Raw genomic sequence first — 14,803 nt, forward strand, 5'->3', positions numbered from 1 at the left:
AAAAAAATCCAGTTCACAAATGAACTGGATTTTTTTTGCTATTTAATGAATAGATTATTTTCTTTTCATTACTCTTTCAACTGCTTCAACAATTGCTTGGTTGTTCAATTTGTATTTATCCATTAATTGTTCTGGTGTTCCAGATTCTCCAAAGCTGTCATTCACTGCCACAAATTCTTGTGGTAACGGACTGTTCAAAGCTAAAACTCTAGAAACGCTTTCACCAAGACCTCCAAGAATATTGTGTTCTTCAGCTGTAACGATACATTTTGTTTTTTCCAATGATTTCAAAATCGCTTCTTCATCCAATGGTTTGATAGTATGAATATTGATTACTTCGGCAGAAATCCCTTGTGCTTCTAATGCTTCAGCTGCTATTAAAGCTTCCCAAACTAAATGTCCGGTAGCAACAATAGTTACATCAGAACCTTCAGTTAAAACAATTGCTTTTCCTATTTCGAAAGGCTCGTCAGCTGGCATAAAGTTAGGTACAACCGGACGACCAAAACGCAAATAAACAGGACCGTGATGCTCTGCAATTGCTAATGTAGCCGCTTTTGTTTGATTGTAATCACAAGTATTGATTACAGTCATTCCAGGTAACATTTTCATCAAACCTATGTCTTCAAGGATCTGGTGTGTTGCACCGTCTTCACCTAAAGTTAATCCAGCGTGTGAAGCACAAATTTTCACATTTTTCTCTGAATAAGCAACCGATTGGCGAATTTGATCGTACACTCTTCCTGTAGAAAAGTTAGCGAAAGTTCCTGTGAAAGGAATTTTTCCTCCAACAGTTAAACCTGCTGCAATTCCGATCATGTTCGCTTCCGCAATTCCAATTTGGAAAAAACGTTCTGGATGATTTTTCTTGAAATCGTCAAATTTTAAGGAACCTATTAAATCCGCACAAAGTGCCACAACATTTTCATTTTTTTGACCTAATTCAGTCATTCCCGCTCCAAAACCTGAACGAGTATCTTTACTTCCTGTATTTGTATATTTTTTCATTTTCTTTAATTGAATGATTTAAAAATTGAATGATTAGGAAAACCCCTTAATTCATAATTTATAACTCATAATTATTTAGTAGTCGCTTTCTCCTTCAGTATAATTTTGACCTAAAGCAATTTCAAGTTGCGTATCATTAGGCGCTTTACCGTGCCAAGCATGACTGTACATCATAAAATCTACACCGTTACCCATTTCAGTATGCAACAATACGCAAACTGGTTTTCCTTTACCGGTTCTTGATTTAGCATCATTCATACCAGCAATGATAGCTTCGATATCGTTACCTTTTTCAATTTCTAAAACATCCCAATCAAAAGCTTCAAATTTAGCGCGGATACTTCCCATGGCTAAAACTTCATCGGTAGAACCATCAATTTGTTTTCCATTTAAATCGATTGTAGCAATAAGATTGTCCACTTTTTTTGCAGAAGCATACATGATGGCTTCCCAGTTTTGACCTTCTTGCAATTCACCATCACCGTGAAGCGTATAAATAATATGGTTGTCACCATTCAATTTTTTAGCTTGTGCAGCACCAATCCCTACAGATAATCCTTGTCCAAGAGAACCAGACGCAATACGCACTCCCGGTAAACCGTCATGTGTAGTTGGGTGTCCTTGTAATCTTGAATTGATCAAACGGAAAGTTGCCAGCTCTGATACCGGAAAATAACCGCTTCTTGCTAAAACGCTGTAAAATACAGGTGAAATATGCCCGTTTGAAAGGAAGAAAAGATCTTCTCCAATTCCGTCCATATCAAAACCTTCTTTGCGTTCCATGATATTTTGGTATAAAACTACCAGAAATTCAGCACAACCTAAAGAACCACCTGGGTGACCTGAGTTGACTGCGTGTACCATTCGAAGAATATCTCTTCTGACTTGGATTGTTAAATCGTTTAATTGTTGTGTGTTCGGTTTCATTTGTGTGTTAAAATTAGACTGCGCAAATATAATCAGATAATTTGATTAATAGAAGCTTCCATTTTTAGATTTATCAATAGTTATTAAGGATTCTATTTTTTGGCACCAACACTATTTCTCACTTTTACCACTATTTAGTATCTTGCAAAAATGTTTCAACAATTATTCAAAAGCATTCAGGAGAAAGTGACACTAACCCCAGAAGAAATGGAGTTATGTAAAACGTTTTTTATCCCAAAGAAGTTACGTAAAAAACAAACCTTGTTGCAGGAAGGAGACATTTGTATCTACAATGCATTTATTGAAAAAGGAATTCTTCGCTCTTTTTCCATGGATGAAAAAGGGAATGAACACATTGTACAATTTGCGATTGAAGGCTGGTGGATTACAGATTTGTCTAGTTTTCTAACCACTAGTAACTCTATTTATACCATTGAAGCGCTTGAGGATTCTGAATTGCTACTGCTGACCACTGAAGCAAGAGAAGCATTGATGGATAAAATCCCCATGTTCGAAAGATACCAACGCTTGCTTTTGCAAAATGCCTACATCGCAAACCAAGCCAGAATAAATTCGGCTTTAACTGAAACCGCCGAAGAGAAATACACCAATTTGGGACTGGCTTATCCCGGAATTGTTCAGCGTGTACCCCAACACATGATCGCTTCTTACCTTGGACTGAAACCGGAAACATTGAGTCGGGTTCGCAAACAAATTAACAATAGAAGTTAATTTTAGTTGACATAGATCAATAGAATTTCTTGTTTTACATCAATGGAAATTATACCGATACCGGCCTAAATTTGCCAAGTAAATAAAAGTCCATGTCAAATAGAAGAACATTTGCAGTTCTTGGTGTTTCAGAAACCAACAGTATTTTTCTAGCGAAGCAAATTGCCAAAACCAATCCCGTTTTGCTGTTTGATCATGATGCTGTTGTATTGAATACTGTTTATTCCCAAATACTTTCAGAATATCCAAAAGCAAATGCGGAGATGATGATTTGTCCAACTAATGCTAGTTGGGAAGCGGATGTTATTATACTTTCAAATGCTGCTGCAACTGATGGTAATCTGATCGAAAAAATCAGAAATGTGGCTACCGGCAAGATTGTACTTTTTTTGGAAAACAAAAAGAACACGATTAATTTCGAAAGTACTCTTGACAAATTACAACATTTATTTCCTTTTTCTAAAGTTATTCAGAGTTTCGAATCAGCGGTTGATTTTAACAATTCCCTTTTTTTGAATGGAAACGATAAGGAAGCCGTAAAGACTATTTTGACACTATTTACAAGTATTGGTTTGCAAGCCAGTACCATATAAACTAATACTAATTAAAAAAAATCAAATGAGTAAATCAATTTTATTTCAACCCTATACATTAGGAAACAAGATATTAAAAAACCGAATGGTGATGGCGCCAATGACACGAAGCCGTTCTAATAATGAAGGAAATGTTCCTACAGCACTCACTGCGGAATATTATGGGCAAAGAGCTACAGCAGGTTTAATTGTCTCTGAGGGGACTTTTGTGAGTACAAAAGCAGTTGGTTTTATCAATGTACCCGGAATTTACAGTGCAGCACAAACCGAAGGATGGAAACTCGTTACAAAAGCAGTACATGAAAAAGGAGGAACTATATTCGCACAATTGTGGCACACAGGTCGATTGTCGCATCCGGATTTACATAATGGTGAATTGCCACACGCACCTTCAGCCTTGAATCCTTTTGCAAAAGCGTACACTAATGATGGTTTTGTAGATACAGTTATTCCAAAAGAAATGACCATTGAAGACATCAAACAAACCGTTTTAGATTTCAAAAACGGAGCTAAAAATGCGATCTCAGCTGGTTTTGATGGAATCGAATTGCACGCAGCCAACGGATATTTGTTGCAACAGTTTTTTAATGGGTATTCTAATCATCGTTCTGATGAATACGGTGGTTCAATTGAAAACAAATCCCGAATCTTATTTGATATTCTAGATGCTTTAGAGGGAGTTATTGATTATGCTAAAGTTGGTGTTCGATTGAATCCTTCGTTGCACAATGCGCAGGGAATGATGTTGGATGAAGAAACAATTCCAACTTATGAGTACATTATCAATAAACTGAATAATTACGGTTTGGCTTACATCCATTTAACAGAGCCTTTTACTGATGTAACTGAGGTACCTTTTGCGGTTACTGAAGTGGCCAAACATTTCAGACCATTTTACAAAGGAACTTTAATCATCAATAAAAGTTTTAACAAAGAAACAGGTATCAAAGTTATTGAAGAAGGGTACGCTGATCTTGTTGCTTATGGAGTTCCATTTATTGCGAATCCAGATTTAGTGGCTCGTTATGAAACTGATGCGCCATTGAACACGCCAGATCAAACTACTTTTTACACCGATACCGTAAAAGGATACACTGATTATCCAGCAATGGCTGAATAATTTAAATTTTTATTAGCTATAAAAACAGATTACATTTTATTCAAGTCAGATTTTAATTCACAGAAAAGCCCGCATTTGCGGGCTTTTTAGGTAATAGAAAAAACAGTTATTAGCTGTTTTTAGAATCAAAATTATGCTTTTATGTTTGTAATCGCAGCTGCTTTGTGAGCTTGATTGTTGATGGTTGACATTGCAATTCCACTTAATGTTGCATCTGTTTTTTTCTTTTCATCTAGTGTCATTGCCAGCAAATTGGCAGCTTTGTTTTCTCCTAATGTTTTAGCAAAAGCGTGCAAAGTACCATACGTTGCTATTTCGTAATGTTTCACTTTTTGTTCCGCAGCAATAATTCCTGCATCTCGTACTGCACCTATATCAGTTTCTTTAATTAGACCATCGGCTTCTTTTAGAATACCTTCCATAGCATCACATTTTTTTGCAGTTGGTTTCATACCATTCTCTTGAAAAATTTTCTCTAAGCGAGAAACTTGTTCTTTCGATTCATTTAATTGGCTTTTTAATGAGTTTACTAATTCTGGTGTTGAAGCATTTTTTACCATATTTGGTAAGGTTTTAGTCAAAACTTTTTCAGACCAATAGATGTCTTTCAATCCATTTTCAAATAAATCTCTTAATCCATGTGCGACATTGCTTTTTGTTTGCATAGCACCTTTAACACCTTCGTTTTTACTAATTGCAGTTCTCATAATAGTAGTTTTTAAGATTAAATTGTTTAGAAATAATAGATACTATTTTTCTATCTAACTCATTCACTTAATTTTTTTAAGTGGAATAAAATTAAACAAATTATAATCTAATCAACTGTTAATTAACTAATTGTAAATACTAATTGTATTATTTACCGTTGTCAAAAAATCTTTCAGCGTCCTATTTTATTTTTAAGACTGCTCCATCCGCCACCATTGTATACTGCAGTATAGCCATTAGCTTTCAAAATACTTTTTGCCGAAGCACTGCGCATTCCAGAGGCGCAACACGTAATAATAGGTTGGTTTTTATCTTTCACTTTGAACAGATTATTACGCAGTGTATCCACAGGAATATTAATGGAATCCTTAATATGGCCTGCTAAATATTCCGCTTTGCTGCGCACATCAACGACAATAGCTCCGTTCTGAATTAATTCCTGATAATCCACTTTGGCGCCAAGCCCAAATATTTTTTTGAGTATGTTTATCATGTTACACGATTTGGGATTGAAGGTAATTCACATCGAGCCACGAACCGCCATTATAGCATTCGATTCCGTGCGCGGTCAGAAAAACTTGTGCCTGTCCACTTCTATTTCCAGAGGCACAACAAAGTACTAATGGTACTTTAAGTTCCTGTATTTCCTGCATTCTATGCGGAATTTCATTCAACGGAATATTGATGGATCCCGCAACATGACCACCCATAAATTCATCGTAGGAACGCACATCGACAATGGTTCCCAGTTTCTCTTTAATTATTTTTGCTACTTCCATTTTATTATTTTTTAACGATTATTCCCCTTTGGTGCAAAATCTAGTACTACAAAATTACGACTACGTAAGTTATGAATCGTATTTATTTAACAACAAAATTCGGAAAGCATTTCGGGAATCGTTTTACTTTTTTTGGAACTTACAAAAATAATCAAGCGAAACTAATTGCCACGATACGTTGCATATCCATAACTGGAAAGCGTAATGGGAACGTGATAATGATTGGCATCTTTAATTTGGAAAACAACCTCAATAAACGGATAAAAACTGTCTGTCTTTTTGCTTTTAAAATAGTCTGCTACCAAGAATCTAAGTTTATAAATTCCTTTTTTTGTTTCTTTATAATTCAGAAAATCGATAATTCTACCATTTTTATCCGTTGTTTTTTCATCCACATATGACCATATTTTAGTGGTTTCATCGTATTTTTCTAATACAACCGGGACACCAATTGCAGCCGTTCCGCTGGAAACGTCTAAAATATGGCTGGACAATTGGTAGGTATTATTCTGCGAATAGCTTGTTGTTGCTACAGCCGTAAAAAGTAAACTAAATAGTAAATTTTTCATTTTTGTTTGTGTTTTAAATTAATGAGTTGTGATTTGTGCGGTTGCAATTGCACCTGATTTAGCGATTAAATCATCGTTTTCAGGACTTCCTCCTCCGGCAACACCAATGCCACCTATGACTTTTCCGTTGTGCCAAAGCGGATAACCACCGCCTAATAATAGAAGTTCAGGCAGTGTGGCTAAATTTTGAGTATCTGGATTTAATCTGGCATTTCTTGATAATAAAAGCGTAGGGGTTTTTGTTGATAATGCGGTGTACGCTTTTCTTCTGGCCGCTTCCGTATTGTGCGTTCCCACTTCGTCGCCACGAGTAAGGATTATAATTTGACCCGAAGCATCTAATACTGCGATGGTGACATTTTTTTTCAAGCTTTTTGCGGCTTCGCGGGCTTGTTCTGTTATTTGAAATGCAGTTTTGAGCGTTAGTTGAACGGATTGTGTCGTATAATTTCCTTCCTTTTTGGCATTTAAATTGGTGAAATCGGTACTTTTTTTAGTGCTGATTTGTACCAATGAAAGTAATGGAATGAGTAGTACTAATAAACAAGAGTTGATTTTCATGATTAATTTTTTTACAAAATTAAAAATGAGTCGCATGAAAAAGCTTGTCCTATGTCAACGTTTTTAGAGTTTGGATTTTATTCGGCTTAAGGTTGAGGGAGAAATTCCTAAATAGGATGCGGCCATTTTATTTGAAACACGCAATAAAAAATGAGGTTGGTTTTCAATAATCCATTTTACTTTTTCTAAGGCATCAAATCCCTGAAAACCGTAAATGCGTTTTTGAGCCGTTATAAAACCTAACTCCAGAATCGCTCTGTAAATCAGTCCAAATTCTGGTATTGTTGTTACAAGATAATAAAAGTCCGTTCTGGAAATTACCAATAATTCTGATTTTTCTATCGTTTGCACGTATTCGTAAGCGGGCTGTTGATCAATAAAACTAGGTAAGGCTGTTCCAAAACCGCCTTCAAAAGCAAAAAATCGTGATGTTTCAATTCCTTCTTTATTAATGGTGAAAATTCTGATACAGCCTTTGTTTACAAAATAATACTGTTGGCATATTTCCTCATAACGCACTAAAATTTCATTGCGCTTGGTTTGCATTGGTTTAAAAAAGGAACAGATGAAATCCATTTGTTCATCATTGATTTGTGTTCGGTTACTGATATACTTTTGAAGTAATTCGTACATCTTATTAGGATTTAGTTTTTATATTTTTCGAAAGTAAAGGTACAAACAATAGATTCTTGGCAAAGTAATTCAACATAAAGACGCGAAGCAGGTTAATACAGAAAAACTCAAAATGACTAATGATTAGCGTCAGATTATTCCATGACTTACCTATAATGAACTAGGAATACAGCAGCTTTTTTATTAAAGCCAAGAATCGATCTATTTTTAAATTATAACAAATGAATAGTGTTAATTAAAAAGTAAATTCAGAACTAATTCCCTTTTTGTTAAAAAAATACGCTAATTTTAATAGAATAAGTATTTGAACTGTCACTGCATGCTTTTTGACAATTTAATAATACAAATATTAATAAAAATAAATAGAGTATAATGTCAGACAAAAGTAAAAAACAATTCGGAGTGTGGATGGATTCACATCACGCAACAATCGTAGGTAGAGAAAATGTAGATTCTGGAGATTTCGTAGTTTTAGGACACGAAAAAGAAGAAGGTCAAGGAGGAAATTCAAGTGAAAACGCGGCAAATAATGCTGAAAGAGATTCACTTCACAAGTTATTCAAAAACATTACTGCGCACATGCAAAATGTGGATGAATTACACATCACTGGACCTGGTGTTGCTCAAGAACAATTTATTAAATATTTGAGCGAAACTCCACAATACAAAAATGTACAGACGAAAGAAAGTACTTCTAATAAAATGAGCGATGAAAGTTTAATTGAATATGTGGCTTCACAATTCAACTAATCTATCTTAGATAAATGTAGATAGGCTGTCCGGAAGGGCAGCCTATCTTGTTCAATTTTTATTTTTCCTCCATGAATGCCAAGCGCCAGTTGACCATAAGGCTACTATAATAAGAAGTGGTTGAAGTGGAAGTCTGAGCCATCTGGCTAGTTCTGTATTGAGTCCGAAAGCATTTCTATGTTCGACCAGTTGTGCAATATTTCCCGGAAAGACAAGGACAAAAAAAGCAGCGACAATCCATCCAACCTGGATGCGATACTTAAATAACAGAATTAGGGATAAACCCAAAACAATTTCAACTACTCCAGACAGCAGAACTACTAAATCAGCGTTTACAGGAATCCATGGTGGTACTTGCGCTAAAAATTCTGTTCGACTCCAAGTGAGATGGCTAATTCCAGCAGTGGTAAGAAATAGTCCTAAAATATAACGGCTTATGTTTTGAGCTAAAGTCATTTTTTGGAGATTTTGTGTATTTGTAGTGTTCATTTGTGTTTAATTTTTTTGAAAATAAAGGTTGAAGGAGATATGCTGAATATTTGATTAAGAAAAACTTTAGCAGCACTAATAAACGAAAGTTTCATAGTAAATATAGGTGTATTAAAGGATATGAAAAACGTTTTACTTAAGAAAACCACTTTTTAAAGCTAAATTAACTTTCGTATTTTTTTTAAATCTTATATTCGTAAAAAAATGAATATGCGTTTCTCCTTCTTCATTATCGTCTTACTGAATGCTTTTCTTTTGGTCAACTGCGGTTCAAAAAAAAATACTGATATTTCGTATCTTAATTCTACCGAAAAAAATACCGCAAAACCGCCACAATTGAATGTTTTTGTTCCCCGAAAATCAACTGTAACACCGGTTCCAGTTTTAATTTTTGTTCACGGAGGCAATTGGAACAGCGGTCGGAAAGGGACGTATGATTTGTTGGGTAGAAATTTTGCCAGCAAAGGCGTGATTACAGTTATCCCGAATTATACGTTGAGCCCTGAGGCTTCTTATGATGATATGGCACGGCAAATTGTGTCTGTAATTCAATGGACAAAAAAGAATATCAGCCAGTACAATGGTAATCCGAATTCGATTTATATCACGGGTCATTCGGCAGGCGGCCATCTTGGTGCTTTGGCCGTCATGAATCCGAAATATGGAATTGATTCTGGAACTATTGCCGGAATTATTCTGAATGATGCGGCAGGATTGGATATGAAAAATTATTTAGAGGGAAATCCACCAACTGAAAAAGATGATTATTTAGCAACTTGGACCGCAAATCCAGAGCAATGGAAAGATGCTTCGCCCATTTATTTTTTAAATAAAAACACACCCCCTTTTTTAATTTATGTTGGAGACAAAACATATAATTCCATAAAAATTGCCAACAGTCGTTTTGTGACTGCTTTGCAACCTTTCCAACCCGATGTGACACCAATACGGTTGAATAAAAAGCACGTCCCAATGGTGCTTCAGTATTTCTCGCCTTGGAGCAATCGCTTTGATGAAATTATTGCTTTTATGAAGCTGCATAATAAGTAAAACTTAATTATCCTTTATAATTTAATAAAAAAATTGAAACACATAGAAAATAAGATTGAGCTAGCCCAATTGCTTCGCCTGTTCGCTATCGCTCGGGTCTTGGGTTCACATTGCTTTGGTTTTCTCTAAAAAAGTGAAACGCCTTCCATAATTTTAAATTCTATTTTTCTATGTGTTTAAAAAATTAATTATCTCCAACGGTTTTGAGCAAGAAGAATTAAGTAAGCTTATTTTTTCAAAATCGCATCTATAGAATATTTACCACTTCCCAATAAAAATAGCGCGCAATAGGATAGTAAATATAGTAATGCAGGTTCCATAGTTCCCAAATCATCACTGATGTGAACAATAAATACGGCAACAGCCATGGTTATAATAAGCGGAATCAACGCCATTCTGGTCCACAATCCAAGTACTAGTAATGCGGAGCACAATACTTCGGCAAAGACGGTCAAAGCTAATGATGCCGGAACACCGATACCTATTGGATCACCAAATTCCATGTTGCCATCCATAAACTTCATCAGCTTTGGAATACCATGACTCAACATCAATAAACCAAATGTTAGTCGTAAAATAAGCGAAGCCCAATCTGTTGCATTAGCGGACCATGAACTTGAGGAAAATAACTTTCGGATCATATTTTTAAATTTTTTAGAATTGTGTTCAGACAAACATAAGATTTTTTCACAAGAATTTGCTTTATGAAATACCGTATTTTAGTGAAAGTTACATGCGGTTATGGATTTTATTCTTTCCTTTTAAATGGAATGTTTCAATGCTAATTATGGTCAGAATTCCAAGAGCGTAGGCAAGCAAATCCATCCAGGCAAATGAATTCCCGAGCACAATTCTTGCAATCTTAGAATGTTGAAATCCTAGTTTTTCCACCATATTGAAATACTGCGCGATTTCGATAGCGAATGAAAAAACCAACACAAGACTTGCAGCTACCAAAACCGAAACTTTTACAAAGGATTTCACAAAACAATAGAGTAAAATAACCACTAAAAAATCTCCGAAATAAGGTCTTATAAATTCATCATGAACGTACATAGCAATGGTGATTTCTGTCAGGAAAAGTAAAATTGTAAGTATAAAATAGTTGCGGCTGAATTGAAACATTTTGGTGGTGAAATTATCTAGGATTTTACTTTTTATAGCATTCGTTTTTGTTGCTCACTAATTTGTTTCGTTATTTCAAGCCTTACTATTCTGGTTTTTTCCTGTTTTGCCGTCATAATCCAATGGGTCATTACTTTTTTGTAGGACGGTGCTTGTGTATAAAAAAATTCCCATGCTGGCGGATTCGTTTTAAATTGACTTTCAAAACTTTACGATAACTCCATAGTTCCTGCCAGTGACTGGTTCTCGCAAAAAAATGGACAAGCTTTTCAACCGGAGTTTCATTGCTCATGCTTGGCACGCAACGAAACTCTAGCTGTTGGCAGATGCTATTTTTCTACATCTTGATTATTATTCTTAAAAATCATGTAAACGGTCATTACAAAGGTCAAAATGTAAATTACTGCCATTGCAGGTTTTTCAAATTTCAAGTTTTCAAAATCAAATTGTTTAACAATTGTCCAACCCAATACGATTGCGATAATTAATAGGGGAAATGGTATTCCTTTTTTATTATTCATAGTTTCTAATGTTTGCTTAATATATCTATCAATGTTCCAAAAATAACTGGCAAAACCCAAAACGTAATCATTCCCAAAATATAAGCTGCGAGTGCTTTTACATAGCTACCTGCTTTTTTCTTGTCAAAAAAATGTCCGATTGCCCAAGTACAATATGCAATGCCTATTATACCCGCAATTGTCATAACGTGAAAATGTGTCAGACCTTCTATGAGTACAAAAACGGAAAAAATCAACATTCCCATCCCCATAACAAAGCAAAGCATTATCAAAATTTCATAAAAGTTATAATTGTACTTTTTGAAAAATAGTTTTATCCATAAAGCAATGAAGACCCCCATCATAATGTTTGCATAGCCATAATGGTCTTGCATCCATTTTACGATTGAGCCTGTAGTAGACTTTTTAGCTTCGTGATATTTTACATATCCGTCTTCAATGTGGAAAAAGTGATTTAAAAGTGTATAAATCAAAGAGGTTACAATTATAAAAATAATTGGCTTCACAAGTCGAGTTCTATTATGCGTAAAATAATTTCTAATGTTTTGTCCTGGATTTAGTATGAGTTCTCTGATTGTATATAAGATTCCACGTTCAAAATGTAAAACGTGCTCAATTTCGTGTATTATGTAATGTCCGTCAATTCTTTTCAGTTCGGCTGGTTGTCCACAGTCTGGACAATACTTCGAGGTTAATTCTTTATTGCAAGTTTTACAATTCATATTTTTTCTGTGAAATTTATTTTGTTTTGTGGTCGGTTCTATAATAGCAGCTAAAAGTCAGTTCGTCTAAAAACCTCTAAACGAACTCTATTTAGCTAATCAGTCAGTAAATATATATGATTTAAACTACAATTAAAATTCTTTAATAAAAAACGGATTGTTTGTTTATGAAATAAAATAAGTCGCAAATAGTATTACAAACAGGTAGATAGCCCACTTTAGTTATCTTAATAAATAAGCATCTAAGGTTGTTGTAGCTTTATACTTTGTCGCGGTTTTTTGTTGTTTTTGTTATTTGCTCACTGTTGTAGACACAGTTTGCAAAACTGCGCTAACAATTTTGGTATATAAGCGAAATCGGGGTCAGTTTTTTATTGTATTGCTTTAATAAATTTTTTCATTTCGTCCATTTTACCCACTGTAATCCTTGTCCATTTACCTTGCTCTTCATATATTCTTCCGCCTTCAATATTATTGTTTTCTAATTGTTTGAAATAGTCCTTGTTGTATTTTGCAAGTGAAAAATAGATGAAATTTGTAGTAGAAGAAATGCACTCGCAATTTAATTTTTTGAGTTCACTGATAGTATATTGTCTTACATTTTCATTTAGCAAGTAGCAATTTGAAACAAATTTGTCATCTTTCAACGAAGCTATAGCAGCAAGTTTTGATAATACACTAACGCTATTATTTGTATTGGATTGCAAATTTGCCAAATTATCAATTATTGTTTTGTTCGCAATTGCATAACCAATCCGTGCTCCAGCCAAACCATACATTTTGGAAAATGTTTTGGCGATAATAATATTTTTGTGGTCATTTACGATATTGCTAAGGGATTGCTGTTTAGTAAAGTCCAAATACGCCTCATCAATCAATACAATTGTATTTTGTGAAATCGTGGTTACAAATTCTATCAATGCTTCTCTTTCGCAAGTTGTTCCTGTCGGGTTGTTTGGATTACAGATATAAACAAGTTTTGTATCTTGGTTTACAGCTGCCAACATAGCTTGCAAATTAATTTTCTTGTCGGTTGTAAGCGGTACTTTAATTTTCGTTAAACCTAAATTATCTAATGTAACTGTCCAATAATCATAGCTTGGGTCTGCAATTACATAATTTGCGTTGCCAGTCACCTTCGGTTCGTGTCCTTTGTCTAGTGATACAAATTTCGCAACCAAATCTAAAATTTCAGTTGAACCAGCTCCCAACAATATATTTTCGTCTTTAACACTATTTCGTATTGCAAGGTCAGAAATCAGTTGTGTCGCAACATCCCAATTGTATCGGTTACTAATATTGGCATTGTCTAAAAATATTTTCCTTGCTAATGGAGATGGACCGTAGGGGTTTTCATTTGAACGTAAAAAAATTAAGTTAGCATCATTTTCAAAACTATTAATTAAATTTTCTGACACAAGAGGAGAAGCAAATGAATTGAAGTTTGTAAGTCCAATACCAGCTATTCCAATTCCAATTTTTTTCAGCCAAAGTCTTCGGTTCGTTTCCATATTTCTTTTCTTTAACAAGTCTTTAAAAAAAATAGTTTGTTACAGCCGCGGAGTGTTAAAATTGCCTCCAAGGTTCGTTTCGCCACTTTGAGATGGCTGGAAGTTCGTAACCGCTCAGTTTTCGGCTTAACGAAAACTTGATGCGAACCGGTAATTGTACTAAATTCCAGCTAGCTCAAAATGGCGGTTAGCAGATGTTTTTTTATTGACAAGCTGATTTAAATTGTTTTCCATATTCATTTACATAGACAACGCTGTCGGTTCCTTTAATTTCTAATTCCAAATTTGGATTTGTAATTTTAAATATATTTAATCTATCAATCAAATACTGTGTGTTTTTAAGTTCAACATAGCCTTCTTTTCCAGCAGTTCTGTCCAGCATAAGTTCAATTAGTCCAAACTTACTAATTCTTACCAAACTTGCTGAAACATCAAATTCACTATACCCTTCAATCGTCCAACCCAAATACCAATCAGGCAAAGCACTTCCAATAAACTTGGCCTCATTTTTTATCCCGATTGTGGGGTTAATGATTTGTTGATAATAAAGGTTTTGAGATAATTTTTCGAATACTTTAGCATCTAAAGTATTCATTTGTTTTATTATTTCTACGAATGAAGGATGAACAACTTTTTCTTTATCTCTATCCATAGAATTAGCCAGAAGATTAATATACATTTCTCTTAAAGTCTCATTTTGAGCTGTATAAGTCAAGGCTTGCAATAGTGGTACAGCTATTTCGGGTTCTGGGGATTTTCGTCTTTCTTCAGGTATTTTTTCAAACTTTTTTTTCACACCCTCCTCAACAATCATTTCAATTTGTTCCCAACCCCATAACAATCCTCTTATTGGAAATAATAGTGCTTTTACCGTTCGTCCAGTTACGCTCCCAACTTCTTGCAATGCAGGTTTTGCAATGTCTTTATAAACTTCGGTAGTCAATGCTTTCGCTTCGTTTAAGATTTCTTTAGATGCTTCTGGGTCTATCATAGTGTCGATTTTTT

General features: G+C 34.7%; 20 protein-coding genes and 1 pseudogene. 5 read left to right on the forward strand and 16 right to left on the reverse strand.

Going from position 1 to position 14,803, the window contains the following annotated elements:
* Window positions 1–54 precede the first annotated feature (54 nt).
* Both G7A72_RS13450 and G7A72_RS13455 read right to left on the reverse strand, forming a co-directional pair.
* Window positions 55–1,008 (reverse strand): transketolase family protein, encoded by a 954-nt coding sequence (locus tag G7A72_RS13450; RefSeq protein ID WP_165152826.1) that lies wholly within the window; start codon window positions 1,006–1,008, stop codon window positions 55–57.
* A gap of 75 nt (window positions 1,009–1,083) precedes the next feature.
* Window positions 1,084–1,935 (reverse strand): transketolase, encoded by an 852-nt coding sequence (locus tag G7A72_RS13455; RefSeq protein ID WP_113633438.1) that lies wholly within the window; start codon window positions 1,933–1,935, stop codon window positions 1,084–1,086.
* Between the two features lie 150 nt (window positions 1,936–2,085).
* Here G7A72_RS13455 and G7A72_RS13460 point away from each other — a divergent pair, with 150 nt between their 5' ends.
* The 3 genes from G7A72_RS13460 to G7A72_RS13470 all read left to right on the forward strand — a co-directional run bounded on the left by G7A72_RS13460 (window position 2,086) and on the right by G7A72_RS13470 (window position 4,380).
* Window positions 2,086–2,667: a Crp/Fnr family transcriptional regulator gene (locus tag G7A72_RS13460; protein WP_165152827.1), complete on the forward strand. Its 582-nt coding sequence runs from the start codon at window positions 2,086–2,088 to the stop codon at window positions 2,665–2,667.
* A 92-nt stretch (window positions 2,668–2,759) separates the two neighbouring features.
* Entirely contained in the window at window positions 2,760–3,260 is a 501-nt protein-coding gene (locus G7A72_RS13465) for a hypothetical protein (protein WP_165152828.1), read from the forward strand.
* A gap of 25 nt (window positions 3,261–3,285) precedes the next feature.
* Entirely contained in the window at window positions 3,286–4,380 is a 1,095-nt protein-coding gene (locus tag G7A72_RS13470; RefSeq protein WP_165152829.1) for an alkene reductase, read from the forward strand.
* A gap of 131 nt (window positions 4,381–4,511) precedes the next feature.
* On the opposite strand, the gene G7A72_RS13475 is transcribed toward G7A72_RS13470, so the two are convergent.
* The 6 genes from G7A72_RS13475 to G7A72_RS13500 all read right to left on the reverse strand — a co-directional run bounded on the left by G7A72_RS13475 (window position 4,512) and on the right by G7A72_RS13500 (window position 7,630).
* The gene (locus G7A72_RS13475; RefSeq protein WP_113666288.1) at window positions 4,512–5,087 is read right to left on the reverse strand and encodes a ferritin-like domain-containing protein; all 576 of its coding nucleotides are present in this window, start codon (window positions 5,085–5,087) and stop codon (window positions 4,512–4,514) included.
* Window positions 5,088–5,260: 173 nt separating this feature from the next.
* Entirely contained in the window at window positions 5,261–5,581 is a 321-nt protein-coding gene (locus G7A72_RS13480) for a rhodanese-like domain-containing protein (protein ID WP_113666287.1), read from the reverse strand.
* A gap of 1 nt (window position 5,582) precedes the next feature.
* Entirely contained in the window at window positions 5,583–5,867 is a 285-nt protein-coding gene (locus G7A72_RS13485; protein WP_113666286.1) for a rhodanese-like domain-containing protein, read from the reverse strand.
* Window positions 5,868–6,028: 161 nt separating this feature from the next.
* A complete protein-coding gene (gene uraH, locus G7A72_RS13490) occupies window positions 6,029–6,436 on the reverse strand; it encodes a hydroxyisourate hydrolase (RefSeq protein ID WP_113666285.1) in 408 nt (135 codons plus the stop codon).
* An 18-nt stretch (window positions 6,437–6,454) separates the two neighbouring features.
* Complete coding sequence (locus G7A72_RS13495; RefSeq protein ID WP_165152830.1) at window positions 6,455–6,997, reverse strand: heme-binding protein; 543 nt, start codon at window positions 6,995–6,997, stop codon at window positions 6,455–6,457.
* A gap of 63 nt (window positions 6,998–7,060) precedes the next feature.
* Entirely contained in the window at window positions 7,061–7,630 is a 570-nt protein-coding gene (locus G7A72_RS13500; protein WP_113666283.1) for a Crp/Fnr family transcriptional regulator, read from the reverse strand.
* Window positions 7,631–8,002: 372 nt separating this feature from the next.
* Between G7A72_RS13500 and G7A72_RS13505 the strand changes: the two genes are divergently transcribed.
* Window positions 8,003–8,380, forward strand: coding sequence for a hypothetical protein (locus G7A72_RS13505; RefSeq protein WP_113666282.1), 378 nt, complete (start codon window positions 8,003–8,005; stop codon window positions 8,378–8,380).
* A 51-nt stretch (window positions 8,381–8,431) separates the two neighbouring features.
* Here G7A72_RS13505 and G7A72_RS13510 read toward each other — a convergent pair whose 3' ends face one another.
* Entirely contained in the window at window positions 8,432–8,869 is a 438-nt protein-coding gene (locus tag G7A72_RS13510) for a hypothetical protein (RefSeq protein ID WP_113666281.1), read from the reverse strand.
* A 210-nt stretch (window positions 8,870–9,079) separates the two neighbouring features.
* Between G7A72_RS13510 and G7A72_RS13515 the strand changes: the two genes are divergently transcribed.
* Window positions 9,080–9,919 (forward strand): alpha/beta hydrolase, encoded by an 840-nt coding sequence (locus G7A72_RS13515; RefSeq protein ID WP_165152831.1) that lies wholly within the window; start codon window positions 9,080–9,082, stop codon window positions 9,917–9,919.
* Between the two features lie 227 nt (window positions 9,920–10,146).
* Here G7A72_RS13515 and G7A72_RS13520 read toward each other — a convergent pair whose 3' ends face one another.
* From G7A72_RS13520 to G7A72_RS13550, 7 genes and pseudogenes are all read right to left on the reverse strand, one after another.
* Window positions 10,147–10,560, reverse strand: a complete 414-nt coding sequence (locus G7A72_RS13520; protein WP_165152832.1) for a DoxX family protein — start codon at window positions 10,558–10,560, stop codon at window positions 10,147–10,149.
* A gap of 88 nt (window positions 10,561–10,648) precedes the next feature.
* Window positions 10,649–11,044, reverse strand: coding sequence for a DUF2809 domain-containing protein (locus tag G7A72_RS13525; protein ID WP_165152833.1), 396 nt, complete (start codon window positions 11,042–11,044; stop codon window positions 10,649–10,651).
* A 32-nt stretch (window positions 11,045–11,076) separates the two neighbouring features.
* Window positions 11,077–11,238: pseudogene (locus G7A72_RS13530) on the reverse strand (YdeI/OmpD-associated family protein); the annotation flags it as partial.
* Between the two features lie 135 nt (window positions 11,239–11,373).
* Window positions 11,374–11,565 (reverse strand): hypothetical protein, encoded by a 192-nt coding sequence (locus G7A72_RS13535; protein ID WP_113666278.1) that lies wholly within the window; start codon window positions 11,563–11,565, stop codon window positions 11,374–11,376.
* A 5-nt stretch (window positions 11,566–11,570) separates the two neighbouring features.
* Complete coding sequence (locus G7A72_RS13540) at window positions 11,571–12,287, reverse strand: DUF3667 domain-containing protein (protein WP_165152834.1); 717 nt, start codon at window positions 12,285–12,287, stop codon at window positions 11,571–11,573.
* Window positions 12,288–12,658: 371 nt separating this feature from the next.
* Window positions 12,659–13,798, reverse strand: coding sequence for a histidinol-phosphate transaminase (locus G7A72_RS13545; protein ID WP_165152835.1), 1,140 nt, complete (start codon window positions 13,796–13,798; stop codon window positions 12,659–12,661).
* A gap of 202 nt (window positions 13,799–14,000) precedes the next feature.
* Window positions 14,001–14,789, reverse strand: a complete 789-nt coding sequence (locus tag G7A72_RS13550; RefSeq protein ID WP_165152836.1) for a DUF4393 domain-containing protein — start codon at window positions 14,787–14,789, stop codon at window positions 14,001–14,003.
* Window positions 14,790–14,803: the final 14 nt, after the last annotated feature.

This window comes from Flavobacterium sp. Sr18 (genome assembly GCF_011064265.1).
Taxonomy (GTDB): Bacteria; Bacteroidota; Bacteroidia; order Flavobacteriales; family Flavobacteriaceae; genus Flavobacterium; species Flavobacterium petrolei.

Bases quoted from the DNA above. Each gene is read 5' to 3' on its own strand.
- G7A72_RS13450 (WP_165152826.1), bottom strand. From the start codon at position 1,008: ATGAAAAAATATACAAATACAGGAAGTAAAGATACTCGTTCAGGTTTT.
- G7A72_RS13510 (WP_113666281.1), bottom strand. From the start codon at position 8,869: ATGAACACTACAAATACACAAAATCTCCAAAAAATGACTTTAGCTCAA.
- G7A72_RS13455 (WP_113633438.1), bottom strand. From the start codon at position 1,935: ATGAAACCGAACACACAACAATTAAACGATTTAACAATCCAAGTCAGA.
- G7A72_RS13520 (WP_165152832.1), bottom strand. From the start codon at position 10,560: ATGATCCGAAAGTTATTTTCCTCAAGTTCATGGTCCGCTAATGCAACA.
- G7A72_RS13500 (WP_113666283.1), bottom strand. From the start codon at position 7,630: ATGTACGAATTACTTCAAAAGTATATCAGTAACCGAACACAAATCAAT.
- G7A72_RS13485 (WP_113666286.1), bottom strand. From the start codon at position 5,867: ATGGAAGTAGCAAAAATAATTAAAGAGAAACTGGGAACCATTGTCGAT.
- G7A72_RS13465 (WP_165152828.1), top strand. From the start codon at position 2,760: ATGTCAAATAGAAGAACATTTGCAGTTCTTGGTGTTTCAGAAACCAAC.
- G7A72_RS13540 (WP_165152834.1), bottom strand. From the start codon at position 12,287: ATGAATTGTAAAACTTGCAATAAAGAATTAACCTCGAAGTATTGTCCA.
- G7A72_RS13515 (WP_165152831.1), top strand. From the start codon at position 9,080: ATGCGTTTCTCCTTCTTCATTATCGTCTTACTGAATGCTTTTCTTTTG.
- G7A72_RS13460 (WP_165152827.1), top strand. From the start codon at position 2,086: ATGTTTCAACAATTATTCAAAAGCATTCAGGAGAAAGTGACACTAACC.
- uraH (WP_113666285.1), bottom strand. From the start codon at position 6,436: ATGAAAAATTTACTATTTAGTTTACTTTTTACGGCTGTAGCAACAACA.
- G7A72_RS13535 (WP_113666278.1), bottom strand. From the start codon at position 11,565: ATGAATAATAAAAAAGGAATACCATTTCCCCTATTAATTATCGCAATC.
- G7A72_RS13550 (WP_165152836.1), bottom strand. From the start codon at position 14,789: ATGATAGACCCAGAAGCATCTAAAGAAATCTTAAACGAAGCGAAAGCA.
- G7A72_RS13495 (WP_165152830.1), bottom strand. From the start codon at position 6,997: ATGAAAATCAACTCTTGTTTATTAGTACTACTCATTCCATTACTTTCA.
- G7A72_RS13505 (WP_113666282.1), top strand. From the start codon at position 8,003: ATGTCAGACAAAAGTAAAAAACAATTCGGAGTGTGGATGGATTCACAT.
- G7A72_RS13475 (WP_113666288.1), bottom strand. From the start codon at position 5,087: ATGAGAACTGCAATTAGTAAAAACGAAGGTGTTAAAGGTGCTATGCAA.
- G7A72_RS13480 (WP_113666287.1), bottom strand. From the start codon at position 5,581: ATGATAAACATACTCAAAAAAATATTTGGGCTTGGCGCCAAAGTGGAT.
- G7A72_RS13545 (WP_165152835.1), bottom strand. From the start codon at position 13,798: ATGGAAACGAACCGAAGACTTTGGCTGAAAAAAATTGGAATTGGAATA.
- G7A72_RS13525 (WP_165152833.1), bottom strand. From the start codon at position 11,044: ATGTTTCAATTCAGCCGCAACTATTTTATACTTACAATTTTACTTTTC.
- G7A72_RS13470 (WP_165152829.1), top strand. From the start codon at position 3,286: ATGAGTAAATCAATTTTATTTCAACCCTATACATTAGGAAACAAGATA.